12 protein-coding genes are annotated in these 13,542 nt (G+C 58.1%); 6 read left to right on the top strand and 6 right to left on the bottom strand.

Features of this window, described 5'->3' with window-relative positions:
• Positions 1-25: 25 nt before the first annotated feature.
• A complete protein-coding gene (locus DV711_RS10400) occupies positions 26-577 on the bottom strand; it encodes a HugZ family pyridoxamine 5'-phosphate oxidase (protein ID WP_114695587.1) in 552 nt (183 codons plus the stop codon).
• Positions 578-707: 130 nt separating this feature from the next.
• Between DV711_RS10400 and DV711_RS10395 the strand changes: the two genes are divergently transcribed.
• The 5 genes from DV711_RS10395 (at position 708) to DV711_RS10375 (ending at position 7,165) form a co-directional block, all read left to right on the top strand.
• Positions 708-1,136, top strand: a complete 429-nt coding sequence (locus tag DV711_RS10395; protein WP_114695586.1) for a hypothetical protein — start codon at positions 708-710, stop codon at positions 1,134-1,136.
• Between the two features lie 102 nt (positions 1,137-1,238).
• Positions 1,239-2,084, top strand: coding sequence for a 3-deoxy-8-phosphooctulonate synthase (gene kdsA, locus DV711_RS10390; protein ID WP_114695585.1), 846 nt, complete (start codon positions 1,239-1,241; stop codon positions 2,082-2,084).
• Positions 2,085-2,161: 77 nt separating this feature from the next.
• Positions 2,162-4,216, top strand: coding sequence for an SUMF1/EgtB/PvdO family nonheme iron enzyme (locus tag DV711_RS10385; protein ID WP_114695584.1), 2,055 nt, complete (start codon positions 2,162-2,164; stop codon positions 4,214-4,216).
• A 148-nt stretch (positions 4,217-4,364) separates the two neighbouring features.
• Positions 4,365-5,345: a malate dehydrogenase gene (locus tag DV711_RS10380; protein ID WP_114695583.1), complete on the top strand. Its 981-nt coding sequence runs from the start codon at positions 4,365-4,367 to the stop codon at positions 5,343-5,345.
• 758 nt (positions 5,346-6,103) lie between these two features.
• A complete protein-coding gene (locus tag DV711_RS10375) occupies positions 6,104-7,165 on the top strand; it encodes an ankyrin repeat domain-containing protein (protein WP_165840073.1) in 1,062 nt (353 codons plus the stop codon).
• A 45-nt stretch (positions 7,166-7,210) separates the two neighbouring features.
• On the opposite strand, the gene DV711_RS10370 is transcribed toward DV711_RS10375, so the two are convergent.
• From DV711_RS10370 to pdxB, 4 genes are all read right to left on the bottom strand, one after another.
• Positions 7,211-7,768 carry a hypothetical protein gene (locus DV711_RS10370; protein WP_133297439.1) on the bottom strand — a complete coding sequence of 186 codons (558 nt, stop codon included), beginning with the start codon at positions 7,766-7,768 and terminating at the stop codon, positions 7,211-7,213.
• 14 nt (positions 7,769-7,782) lie between these two features.
• Positions 7,783-8,892, bottom strand: coding sequence for an ATP-NAD kinase family protein (locus DV711_RS10365; protein ID WP_114695580.1), 1,110 nt, complete (start codon positions 8,890-8,892; stop codon positions 7,783-7,785).
• A gap of 25 nt (positions 8,893-8,917) precedes the next feature.
• Positions 8,918-9,682 (bottom strand): flagellar brake protein, encoded by a 765-nt coding sequence (locus tag DV711_RS10360; RefSeq protein ID WP_114695579.1) that lies wholly within the window; start codon positions 9,680-9,682, stop codon positions 8,918-8,920.
• A 77-nt stretch (positions 9,683-9,759) separates the two neighbouring features.
• Positions 9,760-10,947 (bottom strand): 4-phosphoerythronate dehydrogenase PdxB, encoded by a 1,188-nt coding sequence (pdxB, locus tag DV711_RS10355; protein ID WP_243633784.1) that lies wholly within the window; start codon positions 10,945-10,947, stop codon positions 9,760-9,762.
• A 224-nt stretch (positions 10,948-11,171) separates the two neighbouring features.
• Here pdxB and trpB point away from each other — a divergent pair, with 224 nt between their 5' ends.
• Entirely contained in the window at positions 11,172-12,374 is a 1,203-nt protein-coding gene (trpB, locus tag DV711_RS10350) for a tryptophan synthase subunit beta (RefSeq protein WP_114695578.1), read from the top strand.
• A 126-nt stretch (positions 12,375-12,500) separates the two neighbouring features.
• Here the strand turns inward: trpB and DV711_RS10345 are convergent, their stop codons facing one another.
• Positions 12,501-13,496 carry a lytic transglycosylase domain-containing protein gene (locus DV711_RS10345; protein WP_207802598.1) on the bottom strand — a complete coding sequence of 332 codons (996 nt, stop codon included), beginning with the start codon at positions 13,494-13,496 and terminating at the stop codon, positions 12,501-12,503.
• Between the last annotated feature and the right edge of the window lie 46 nt (positions 13,497-13,542).

Raw genomic sequence — 13,542 nt, 5'->3', positions numbered from 1 at the left:
GGTTCTAAACCCGAATCGTTAGGAATCACTGGGAATCGTTGTCGCCACCTTTGCCCAACTGTTCAGGACCGATCGGCGATGCCTGATAACCCACTGGATCGAGCTGGTAGGCCCGCCCGAAACCGGCGACATAACGCCCTTCCAGAGGGCACAACCGAAATAGACAGAAATCGGGTAACGTACGCAGCAGCCTGACCACTTCACCAAACTGCTGTTCCAGCTGTTCCAGCCGCGGTGCATAGTCCCCATCCTGCGGCTCGATCAACTCGGCACGACACGAAAAACTCAAGCGTTCACGGGCAAATAGATTGCGACACCCCTGCTCTTCGGCAATAAACATCGCACTGCATTGTGGGTGTTGTTTCAGGTTTTCGGTATGGCTGGCCAACTGGCTGATATAGATATAAAAATTACCCTGATCATCGCAACAGTAGGGGGCGTAACTGAGTTCGGGCAGGCTGCCGTTAAGGCTCGACAACAGCAGAGTCTGGTGGCGCTGACGCAGCAATAACGCGGCTTCGGAAACTTTCTGCAGATCCGGCTGCGGATCGGATGTTGGATCGGACGAGGTGCTCATTATTCACTCCGGAAACTGGCAATAAACTCACGATAACCAAGCCTGCGGGTTAAAAAAAGCTCAGAGAATATTAATCGTTGCCGATATAGCCCTTAGGGAACCTGTGATAAGCACTCCCAAGGAGGCTTCCGTGAAACCGCAGCCCACAACTCTGCAGCACATGCATCAGTTCGAACTCGAGCTAACCCCCATTACTGATCACCCCATCTCCACTCCCACTACGAATCCGAAGCGAGAACTGTTGTTTCAATGCGTTTGGCCCCGTGCTTTCGGCTTCAACCAGCACCTAAGAGTTCGCATTCCATCCATCACCGACTCGATCTGCGCCATTACCCGAGTACTGGCCTGCAACCATACCGAGCAGGGCTATCAGCTAACCCTGGCTTTTGATGATCAGAACCAGGCATTCCAACTGCGGATGCTGGAGCAGCTCTGCCATATCCGCCACTACCATGCCCAACTGCAGCGCGACGGCTCCGGCTTGAGCTTGAATGACGCCGCCAGAAACTGGATACAGCAGTTTGGCGATAGTTTCCCTTCCCCCCCGGCAAGCCGCTGAGCGGCAAGCCAGCAGCCTTCAACCTATCGCGCTGCCGTTTTCCTCCCTATAATCAGCCCCAACAGGCCCCCACCCTACACTGGAAGACTCAGAGGCCCCTGCATGACACAACAAACCGTTACCGTCGGTGAGATCGCCATCAATAACGAGCTGCCGTTCGTCCTCTTCGGCGGTATGAACGTACTCGAATCCGAGCAACTGGCGATGCAAATCGCCGAGCACTACGTCGAAGTGACCAGCCGCCTCGGAATCCCCTATGTATTCAAAGCGTCATTTGATAAAGCCAACCGCTCCTCCATCGATTCTTTCCGCGGTCCGGGACTGGATGAGGGGCTAAAGATCCTCGACAAGATCAAGCGCAGCTTTGATGTGCCGATCATCACCGATGTACATGAGCCGTCCCAGGCGGCGCCCACCGCCGAAGTCGCCGACATCATCCAGCTACCGGCGTTTTTGTCGCGCCAGACCGACCTGGTGGTGGCGATGGCCCAAACCGGCGCGGCCATCAATATCAAGAAGGCTCAATTCCTGGCTCCGCAGGAGATGGGACATATTTTGAAGAAGTGCCGTGAAGCCGGTAACGACCGGTTGATCCTATGCGAGCGCGGCAGCTGTTACGGCTACAACAACCTGGTGGTGGATATGCTGGGCTTCTCCATCATGAAAGAGTTCGGCGTGCCGTTGATGTTTGATGCCACCCATGCCCTGCAGATGCCGGGTGGTCGCAGCGACAGCGCCGACGGTCGTCGCGCCCTGGCCGCACAGCTGTCCCGGGCGGGCATGTCCCAGGGAATTGCCGGGCTGTTTCTGGAAGCCCATCCGGATCCCAGTCAGGCCAAGTGTGACGGCCCCTGCGCCCTACCGCTGGATAAGCTGGAACCCTATCTGCAACAGATGAAGGCGGTCGATGAGCTGGTTAAGTCGTTTGCACCTCTAATAACCGAATAACACCTACATAACGGTTTGGGCTATGCTTGTTCCTCCACCGGGTGAACTGAGATAACGGACTGTATCTGAAGGCGATTATGGCTCTGGATTTTTCGACTCTGCGCAAAAAGATGGTACTCGGACCCGATCACCATCAATTCCAGCTGATCAAACCGGTCAGCAACAGCCCGATCGGGCAGGTCTGGCACGCTTATGACCTGAGTACCGGTGAAGATGAAGATTCCCGTGACCGGGTTGCGCTGGAGATCGTCAATCCCAATCTGCTCAAAGATAAGCAGACACTGGAGCAGTTCAAATCCCAGGTCAGCCGCGCCAGCCGCTTGGACTTCAAGCACCTGGCCAAAATCCATGGTTACTTTCAAAGTCGCGAGGGCTGGTTGTTTGTGGCGATGGAGCCGATCTCAACCCGCAGTCTGGCCAGAATCCTGATCGAAGACGGCTATAAGCAGCTCAGTGCCGAGAAAGCCCGGGTTATCCTGTCCCAAGTGGCTGCTGCCGTTGACTACTGCGCCCGGCATAAAGTCAGCCATGGCGACCTGACCCCCTGGAATGTGATCATCACCCACGAAGTGGGGGTCAAGATGGTCAACGTCGCGTTCCGACAACCGCTACTCCATGCTCTGCAAAGCAGCGGGCACCGCGTACTGAACAGCGAATACCACGCTCCAGAAGCCTTCAGTTCGGCACCGTTACCGCTGAGCACCGATATTTTCTCCTTCGCCTGCCTGGTCTACCTGCTGTTCGCCGGTCGCGCCCCCTTCTCCCCCGAAGTGCCGCAGGCTGAGCGCAATCCCGAAGACTTGAGTCCACCGGCACTGTTCAATGATGAGCAGTGGCAGCTGCTGCTTACGGCGCTGAGTGAACAGCCTGGTGACCGTCCGGAATCGGCCCAGGAGCTACTAAAGCAACTGTTCCCACCCGGGGTGGCCCTGCCGGGCGATCCCCCCAAGACCAAGTCAGCAGGGCCCCGCGAGCAGAAAGCCAAACCTCGCCCCGAGAAAAAAGCCGCCAAGACGCTCGACTCTCGGGTCGAACCCAAACGCAAAGGGGGGATGTTGATCGGCTCCCTGCTGGGCGCCTCGATCGCGTTCGGCGCAGGGGTGGCATTGGGTTATATGCTGGCCGGTAATGAATTTCGAGGACACGAGCAGCAACTGGTCGACCAGTTGATCAAAGTCCAGAGCCTACTGGATCAACCACCAAGCATTGAAAGCAAAATCGCCCTGAGTCGCGAATTTGCTGTATTGCGGGAACTCTCCGGTGACCAGACCCTGCTGGCCCAGATCGGTGCCCGGGTCGACAACTACAGCGTGCGCCTGACCCGCGATGCAATCAACAACAGCCCCAACGACGCCGACGGCAACAACGATAGCGCCCTGGTCCGTCGTACCGGCGAAGTGTTCAAAGATGAGATTATCCCTGGGGTATTCGGACCCAACATGGTGATTGTGCCCAAAGGGCGCTTCCAGATGGGCGATCTCGACCGCAACGGTGACGACAATGAGCTGCCGGTTCACGAGGTCAGCATCAAGCGGAGTTTTGCCCTGTCCCAGAAGGAGATCACCTTCGGCGAATACGACCTGTTTGCCCTATCCACCGGCCGCCCGTTACCCAATGACGAAGGCTGGGGCCGAGGCAACCGCCCGGTCGTCAATATCAGCTGGAACGATGCCAACGCTTACGCCTACTGGATTCGTCAGCAAACCGGCCAACCCTACCGACTGCCGTCCGAAGCAGAGTGGGAGTATTCCGCCCGCGCCGGTAACTCCACCCGGTTCTGGTGGGGTAACGAAGTCGGGACCAATAATGCCGCCTGCGATGATTGCGGCAGCGGTTTCGACGGCCAACAAACGGCACCGACCGGCAGTTTCGCTCCCAACCCATTCGGTCTCTATGACATGAACGGTAACGTCTACGAGTGGGTTTCGGACTGCTACAACGAAAGCTACGACCAGGCTCCGACCGACGGTTCCAGCTGGGATGTGGGCCTGTGTAACTATCGGGTGATGCGCGGTGGCTCCTGGTACGACATCCCGCGGTTGATCCGCTCTGCCAGCCGCTACCGTCATCCGCCCAATGCCGTCCGTAACACCTGGGGTTTCAGGGTCGCATTGGACCTAGACAGCGACTGATTAACGCGCCCTATCCTTTGGTTCTGCTCCATTGGTTGTAATCCGGCCCGGTTCGATAGCTTGACCGGGCCGTTTCCTTTATAATCGCGCCACCTTTTGGCGCCGGCATCAAGACCGGCTTTACTCTTTTTGATGAAGGGGATTTTCCATGAAACAACCTGTACGCGTCGCAGTCACCGGTGCCGCCGGTCAGATCAGCTACTCTCTGCTGATTCGCATCGCTTCCGGCCAAATGCTGGGCAACGACCAGCCCGTCATTCTGCAACTGCTCGAGATCACTCCGGCACTGGATGCCCTGAAGGGTGTTGCCATGGAGCTCGAAGACTGTGCCTTCCCGCTGCTGCAGGGTATCGTCCAGACCGACGACGCCAACGTTGCTTTCAAAGACGCCGACTACGCACTGCTGGTTGGTGCTCGTCCGCGTGGACCGGGCATGGAGCGTAAGGACCTGCTGGAAGCCAACGCTGCGATCTTCTCCGTCCAGGGTAAGGCGCTGAACGATCACGCCAGCCGTGACGTTAAAGTTCTGGTTGTCGGCAACCCGGCCAACACCAACGCTCTGATCGCACAACAGAACGCTCCGGACCTGGATCCGGGTCAGTTCACCGCGATGACCCGTCTAGACCACAACCGTGCCGCTGCTCAGCTGGCCAACCAGACTGGCAAGCACGTCACCGACGTCAAGAAAGTCACCATCTGGGGTAACCACTCCGCGACTCAGTACCCGGACATCAGCAACACCACCGTTGACGGTCAAGCTGCTGAAGGCCTGGTTGAAGAGTCCTGGTACAAAGAGACCTTCATCCCTGACGTACAGCAGCGTGGCGCAGCGATCATCAAGGCCCGCGGTCTGTCCTCTGCCGCTTCTGCCGCCAACGCCGCCGTCGAGCACATGCGCGACTGGGCTCTGGGCACTCAAGAAGGCGATTGGGTTTCCATGGCAATCCCGTCTGACGGTAGCTACGGCGTAGCCGAAGGCATCATCTACTCTTTCCCGGTCACCTGTAAGGACGGTAAGTACGAAATCGTTCAGGGTCTGGAAATCAGCGACTTCAGCCGCGAGAAGATGTCTGCCACCGAGCAGGAACTGATGGAAGAGCGCGACGGCGTCAAGCATCTGTTCAACTAAGCTGAGTTACTGAGCCCGGCTATTATTGCCGGCTTAGTCAAAAAACCGCGGCCACGACCGCGGTTTTTTTTTGGATTATTTATTACTTAAATTCAAATACTTGAGCTCTATTTAAGGGACATAAAGTCTCTAAATATTACTGCTTGGTTATTCACTTCGGTCCTGCCTGACCTTATTATAAAGGGCTAATAAAGAGCCCAGCTGTAAACTCCGCCTAAATGACCATTCCACACCCGCTATACGCCAGCCTCTTCAGCTTTCGAGCTGTTGCCGTTACGTTGCTCCTCGGTGTCGGAATGCTGCCTGATACAGCCAAAGCAATCTCGGCCTGCAAAACCGAAGACGGTCGAACGGTCTATAGTCAGTCTTGCCTGGAAGAGATGCAGCGTAAGCGTGAGCAGGCAGAAAAAGCCACTAAACCAGCAGCGCTAACAGCAAAAGCAAAATCAGAGTCCAAACCAAGCGCAGCACCTTCTGGCCAAAATACGGAGCCTTCGGCGACGACTCCCTCGGCCGCTCAAGCGGTAGCACCTGCCACGGCTACAGCGCCCCTCTCGAACAGAGCTCTACCCCCGAATAAGCAGACTCGCCAGGCTGTCAGCACCAACTTGGTTACCCCTCCAGCGGCCACCAACAGCCGCCGGCTACAGGTAAAGCCTGCCACCACACCAACAGCTTCCAGCCAAGCGGCTCCCATTGCCAAACAGCCCAAAGATCCCAAGCACCCCCCCACTGACAAACGGGGCGTCTCTCAGCAAATGCCAGCGTCACAGCTAGCCAACAAGAAATCCGTTAAGCCGGCAATCAAGACAATGCCGTTGAAGCCGAGCAACAAGGCGCAACAGATCCCGACCAAGCTCAGCAACCAACCCCTGATGGCCCCGCTGGCAACGCAGTTGGCAACCCCCATGCAGACGGATCGGATGCCGACCGACAAGCGCGGCTGCAAATTCACCACCTTGGTGGAGCAGGTTCGGACAGGCACCAGCGATGCGCTGCTGGCCTGCGCCCCGTCCCAGGCACAACTAAACCAGCAGGATGTTCGTGCCGATGCAGAAGGCCGTACCCTGCTTCACTGGGCGGTCGACGCCAAGCAGTTAGATATGGTCCGCCATCTGCTTTTACAGGGTGCCGACAGCGACCTTCCGGCCCGTGCCGACAAGGGAGCAAGACCGATCCACCTGGCAGCCAAGAGTGGCCATAGCGATCTGATCAAGCTTCTGCTCGAACAGCCGCAAGCGCTAGAAGCAACCGACTACTTCAAGCGTACGCCGCTGTTCTGGGCCATTGAGGCAGGCCAATACGAAGCGGCACTGCAACTGCTGGCCGCCGGCGCCAACCCCAATGCCCAGGATCGAATTGGTAAAAGTGTACTGATGGCGGCGGTAAGCCGTAATATGCCGGCCTTGGTTGCCCAACTGCTTCGCAGCGGAGCCGACCCGTCGCTGACCAATTTCAAAGGTCAGACCATTATGCACCTAGCCGCCACCGACAGTCCGGCAACCATCGCATTGCTGTTGCAGCAGGGGATTTCGCTCGAAACGCTGAATCAGGAAGGTCAGACGCCGTTGCTCTACGCCGCCAGCCGCGATCCGAAACGTTATTGGAACACGATCCGGGCACTGGTCGATGCCGGCGCCAAGCTGGACGTTAGGGATCTCAACCAGCGCTCGTTGCTGGATTACAGCCTGGCCCACAACAACCTGAGGTTGTTTGACCTACTACTGGACCAGGGCCTGGACAGCGACAAGCTCCGCGTCGAACAGCTCAAAGGGAAACGTGTCTTTCTCCAGCGACTGCTGGATCGGGGCCTGCTGTAAGCGCCTTGTATCTGGCTAGCAACAAACTCGCGCTGATTAGCCCGCTCAGTACTTCACTTCCAGACCGAATTCAGCCCCTTCGACCGAGTCGCGGAAATCAGGTTCATCTTCCTTGGTGATCAGGCCACCGCTGAACGAAACACCATCGTCATCGGGCTTCACGTCGAGGGCCTGTTTGAAAACCGACTCTGGCTCCTGCGGTGACGGCAATAGCCCCGCCGGGATTTGCTCTGCGGTATCACTCTGCTCGCCGAGCCGTTCCTGTTCGGTCAGACTCAAATCCAGCGGTGTAGACGGAACGCTGGCAACCGAGGCCACTTCGCCGGTCAGAGGATTCACACTTAGCGGCTCTTCTGTATCGCTGCTGGGCTGGGGCTTAGCAGCGCTGGCCGTCACTTCGTCCTGAGTCGACAGCTCTTTGGCTTGCGCTGTGGGATTGGATTGCGCAGCAGGCTGCTTGGCCCCTTCAGTTGACTCAGGCCGTAGCGGCTGTGTTTTATCAGCCGACGGATCGGCGGTCTGAGATTCATCACCACAGCCACTCAACAATAGCGTCAGCAACAGGGTAACCGATCCGACTGTCCTGCCTAGGGCTCGATTCATCTTGCCAGCCATCATCAACCCTCGACTGGATACAACACCGCGTCGCGGTAACCGGTGATAACCCGGATCAGACCGGACCATTGCTGATCAAATTCGGGATCGCCGGAATCGACCACCAACGGACGCCCGTCGAGTTCCTTGAGTTTGGTCTTGGTGGCCACCACGACCAAGTTGTCGCGACCGACACGCTGCAGTAGTTCCCGGGACAGCTGTTGATTGCCGCGACCGATAATATGACCCTGACCACCGATAATCGTGACCACCACGCGGCACTCCTGCCCTTCGGTCAACTCCAACAGCTCGGCCGCGCTCAGATCCGAGCCGATCAGCTCACCGTCACGGACCAGATCGACCCCCAACAGGGTATTGGGCAGCCCCAGCTCCTCCATTACCGCTTGGACCGTGGTACCCGAGCCCATCACGTAACAGATGCCGTCTTCCATCGTTTCGACCAGATCAGCGGCGATATCTTCAAGCACCAGCTCTTCGACTTCTTTACCGCCACTCTTGGTCCGCTGGACAAAGCGCCCCTCTTCCGGCACCAGCAATTCACCGTAGTACCTTGCCCGAACGCTGCCCTCGCGAAACGCCTTCTCGTCGATGTCTCTTACTTCCTGCTCCCGCAGACTGACCAGCTCACCGCGAATCAGCATTGCAACCACCTCGCCGGCGGCCCGGGGGGTAATGGCATAGACTCCGGAATGAATCTTGACCCCGGCTGGAATTCCCAGCACCGGGATGGTCTCCGGCACGACGCCGTGCAGATCCCTGGCGGTGCCGTCGCCGCCGGCAAACAGAATCAAATCGACCTGGGCGTCCACCAGATCACGAACCGCGTTCTGAGTATCTTCGGCGCTGGTATGACCCGGTTCGATCTGCCCCAGTACGATCGGCTCGAAGCCGGCCTGCTCAGCAGCCAACTGCCCCATTTCGCCGGGGTAGGTATAGCAGCGCAGATCGAGCCCTTTCAGCGCGTCCAGCGCCAACAGTGCCCGCTCTCCAGCACGGGGGACAGCGCCCATCTCCAGCGCCTGCCGGGCCGTGTCGGCGCCATCGCTGCCTTTCAACGCGACACTGCCGCCCACTCCAGCCAACGGATTGATAATCAAACCTAACTTAAACATCTCGACCTACTGTAAATTCACAGCCTCACCCAAACGGGGCGACGCCGATGCCGGGGCCAAACTGCTCCAGCAATAATTGTTGATAGACAAAACCGGCCAGCACCAGCCGATTTTCTTCATCGACGGAAGCGAACTCAACGCCATGTAACATTCGATATCCATCGGACAGGCTGTCTTCGACCTCTTCCAGCGTTCGGATCCGACTCTCCAGCAACATCACCTGATCCATGCCATCCACCTGGACCCGCACCGTTAACAGCAGACCGTCACCGACCTCGCCGAGCTGATCCCCCGCTTCGATGCAGGCCCCTCGCAAGCTCAGATCACTGCAGAGCGCCTGTCGCGGCCAACCACCGCCAAACTGCCCGGGCTCGGCCTCATCCACCGACACAATCAGATCGGTAGCCACCCGGGGGAGTTCCCGTACTCGTGCGGCTTCGACCTGTTCCGGATAGCTTAGCCACAGCATTGGCTGCGGTTCATCGACGGCTTTCAGCACCCGAGCATTGACAACACAGGCACGATCCAACGCCACAAAGCGCAGCTGAACCCGAGTTCCCGATCTCAGTGGTTTGACCACATCATGCTGGACCGGCATCGACACCAACAGAAACTGATCCGGGTAGGCGCCCAGGTAACGGACCGAAAAACGCCCGCGCGGATTGGGACTGTCGAGCCGCAGGCGATCACCCACCCGCACCTGAAGCTGATCGAAACGCAACTGCTCCTTCACCGCCGATAGGGGCGTTTCCGGCTTGTCGTTTTGTAGGCTCAGGCTTCTTGAGGGCATAGGTGTTCGAATCTAGCCAAGGGATGGAAAAGGGTCAGAATACTGGTTTTGGTCGGAGGCTCCAACCGCTGCCACGCTTAGTCGTCGACCAGATTGAAGCCAAAGGCTTGCAGCTGTTGAGCCAGCGCCGAGCCGGCCTCCAGACCGCCGATCTGCAGGCTGCTGAATTCACGCCGCATCGGGTAATTACGTCGCAGCAGATCAAACCCTGCTGGCCGTTGATCCGGTTCTCCAGCAAGTACCTGCTGCAGCGCATGGTGATCCCGTCGAAGATCGTAAACCAGTCGTACCAACCGCGCCGCCAGATCGGGCTCGTTGGCCGCTGTCGCGTCGAGCTGTACCCGGCTCAAGGCCGGCGTTGGCAACAACGATTGCAGCTGACGGCTCGGCTCGATCCCAAGGAATCGACAGGCGCTGCGATAGATCATCTCGGTACCTCGGGTACGACCCTCGAGGCTGTAACCGGCAATATGGGGAGTTCCGAACTCGACCAAGGCGGCCAGCTCGGCATTAATCGACGGTTCCGGCTCCCACACATCCAGCACTACCTTCAGATCCTTTCTCCGCGGTAGGCAATCCAATAGCGCTTGATTATCGATCACGGCACCGCGGCCGGCATTGATCAACCAGGCGCCTTGGGGCAGCGCCGCTAACACTTGGTCATCAAACAGGTGATAGCTGGGATGGGCACCCTCGCGGGTCAGCGGGGTGTGCAGACAAAAGACCGAACAACGCTCAAGCAATGTTGGCAGGGAAACAAAACCCTGCTCTCCTCCATCGTCTTCCGACACCTCGCGCTCGGCACGGGGCGGATCGCAAAGCAGGCACTCGATGCCCAGGCTCTCCAGACGACGCTGCAGGCGTGAGCCCACATTGCCAACACCGACAATCCCGACCCGCTTATGAGTCAGCTCGGCTCCTTCTTGAGCGGCCAGATTGACCAGGGCGCTGACCACATAATCCACCACCGATTCGGCATTACAGCCCGGGGCGTTATCGAAAGCGATCCCTTGCTGTTGCAGCCAACCCAGATCGATATGATCGGTGCCGATGGTGGCGCTGGCGACGTAGCGGACCGGACTGCCGGCCAACAGTTGCTGGTTAACCTGGGTCACCGAGCGGACCAGTAGCAGATCCGCTTGAGCCAGTTGCTCGGCCTGCATCTGTCGCCCAGGCAAACGCTGAATCGGTCCCAAGTGGCCGAAGAATGCTTCAACCAGCGGAATATTCTCATCGGCAACGATGCGGATTTCAGAATCGCTCAACGGCAGCACCTACAAAATTGATCAGAAATTAACCAGTGCGACAGATCGCCGCAAAGGCCGACAGTGTAACCAATCCGACCAGCTCGACCAAAGTCGAACCGCCACGAATCTGTAATTGATACGAAACATATTGAAGCCCGGTTAGGCCCTGATAAGATGGCTCGAATATACGCCTAAGTATGCCGACAGCGACTTGGGCTCGTCATAATGCCAAGGAGTCTGTTATGAGTTCATTTGATTTTGCCCCGATGCCCAACGCCGAAGGCTTTTTCGGTAGCTACGGCGGTCAGATCATCCCCCCGGAGCTGAAAGCGATCATGGACGATATCGATCGCGCATACCGTGAGATCAAGGATACCGAGGCCTATCGCAGCGAATTGCTGGAACTCTACAAATACTACGTTGGCCGCCCCAGCCCGCTCTACTACGCCAAGCGCCTGACCGAACACTGCGGTGGCGCCAAGATCTTCCTCAAGCGCGAAGACCTGAATCACACCGGCGCCCACAAGATCAACCACTGCCTGGGCGAGGCCCTGCTGGCCAAGTACATGGGCAAGACCAAGGTACTGGCCGAAACCGGTGCCGGCCAGCACGGCGTTGCGCTGGCCACCGCCTGCTCACTGGTGGGGATCGAGTGCGAGATCCATATGGGGCAGGTCGATATCGAGAAAGAACACCCCAACGTCACCAAGATGAAGATCCTTGGCTGCAAGGTGGTTCCCGTGACCCGCGGCACCGCAACGCTGAAGGACGCCGTCGACAGTGCCTTCGAAGAGTACCTGAAAGACCCGGTCAACTTCTTCTACGCCATCGGCTCGGTGGTTGGGCCGCACCCGTTCCCGATGATGGTTCGCGACTTCCAGAGCATTATCGGCGAGGAGGCACGTGCTCAGTTCCTCGAACAGACCGGCGAGCTGCCGAACTACATCACCGCCTGTGTCGGTGGCGGTTCCAATGCCATGGGCCTGTTCACCGCCTTCCTGAATGACGAATCGGTCAACATCGTCGGCGTCGAGCCGGCCGGTAAGGGCCTGGATACTCAGGAACACTCCGCCACCCTGACTCTAGGTGCACCCAGCGAGCTGCATGGGATGAAATGCTACGTCCTGCAGACCGAGGACGGCGAGCCGATGCCGGTACACTCGATCGCTTCCGGTCTGGACTACCCGGGTGTCGGTCCGCAGCACAGCTACCTGAAAGATATCGAGCGGGTGGACTACACCAGCATCACCGATCAGGAATGCTTGGACGCCTTTATGACCCTGTCACGTAAAGAAGGCATTATCCCGGCGCTGGAAAGCTCCCATGCGGTTGCCTATGCGATGAAACTGGCCCCGACCCTGCCGGCCGATCAGACCATCCTGGTCAACCTGTCCGGTCGTGGTGACAAGGACGCCGACTACGTCGCCGACAAGCTGGGTCTGTAGAATAGAAGATAGCTTCCGTAATCGGTTGGTTATCAAGCGGCTGCATCTTGCAGCCGCTTTCTTTTGCTTCCGCACTTTTCTCGTTTTTTCTCAAAATACACACCAATATCACACGAGCGCTGAGGGCTATTGACGGTCTGTCGGTACAATGCGCGACGGGTTGACAACCCGCTCTACCGGAGGGTGGCTGTTCCGGCCATAAAATCGAAGTACTTTACGAATATACTGCCGGGTTTCGTGATAGGGAGGGACCCCGCGGTACTTCTCGACGGCACCTTCACCAGCATTATAGCCCGCCAGAGCCAGTCGCAGATCTGCAGGGAAATAGGCCAGCAACCAGCGAAGATAAGCCATACCACCATGCAGATTCTGGATCGGATGGGTGCTGTCACGAACTCCGAAACGAGCGGCGGTTTCCGGGATCAACTGCATCAGCCCCCAGGCGTTCTTATGGGAGCGGGCTCGTGGATTAAAGTTGGATTCGACCCGGATCATCGCCAGAACCAGATCCGGTTCCAGTCCGTATTGCGGCGCCAGGCGCCGAACCCAGGATTTGATCTGCCGGACACTGGGATCACCGGCCGCCGCCTCACCACCGATGCCCTCAGCCCAGGTGGTGATTGACTCGCCATAGATCGGGGAGTGATCTTCAACAGGCAGCACAGGGATCTCCACCAGAGCATATTCATCGAAGCGGCTGTCCCAGGTGCAGCGGGGGTCTCGGTCTCTGGGCGGATAGTTGAGAAAAGCCAGAAATCGTCGCGCCTCGGCGCTGCCTCCGGCGACAGCCACCCGCAACCAGGCCCCTGCAAGCCCCCGGTCCTGAGGCGATCCGACGCCGTTGGCGTACATCCAGGCCAGCCGAAGCTGGGCCGGAGTATGGCCAAGTCGTGCTGCGGCACAGTAAAGCTGCCGGGCCCGTCCGTAGTCATGATGACCCCAGCGGGCCTTTTCATAATCGGTAGCCATCTGCATCAGTTGTCCAGGGTCAGGATCTTGCAGCAGTCTGTTCCAGTCCAGTGCCGGTGGCTCTTCGGCCCGAACTTCCGAGGCCATCGGCAGCAGCGTCAACACCAGTAACTGCGTGATCAGCACCAGCAACGACGGCGTTCTCCGCGTCATAACTCCGCTCCATCGATAGCTACTGGTCCCTGATCGTCGGTTCATG

Source organism: Motiliproteus coralliicola (assembly GCF_003345655.1).
In the GTDB taxonomy this organism is placed as follows: domain Bacteria; phylum Pseudomonadota; class Gammaproteobacteria; order Pseudomonadales; family Balneatricaceae; genus Motiliproteus; species Motiliproteus coralliicola.
Note: the sequence above shows the minus strand (reverse complement) of the source record. Positions and strands in the feature narration are given on the sequence as shown.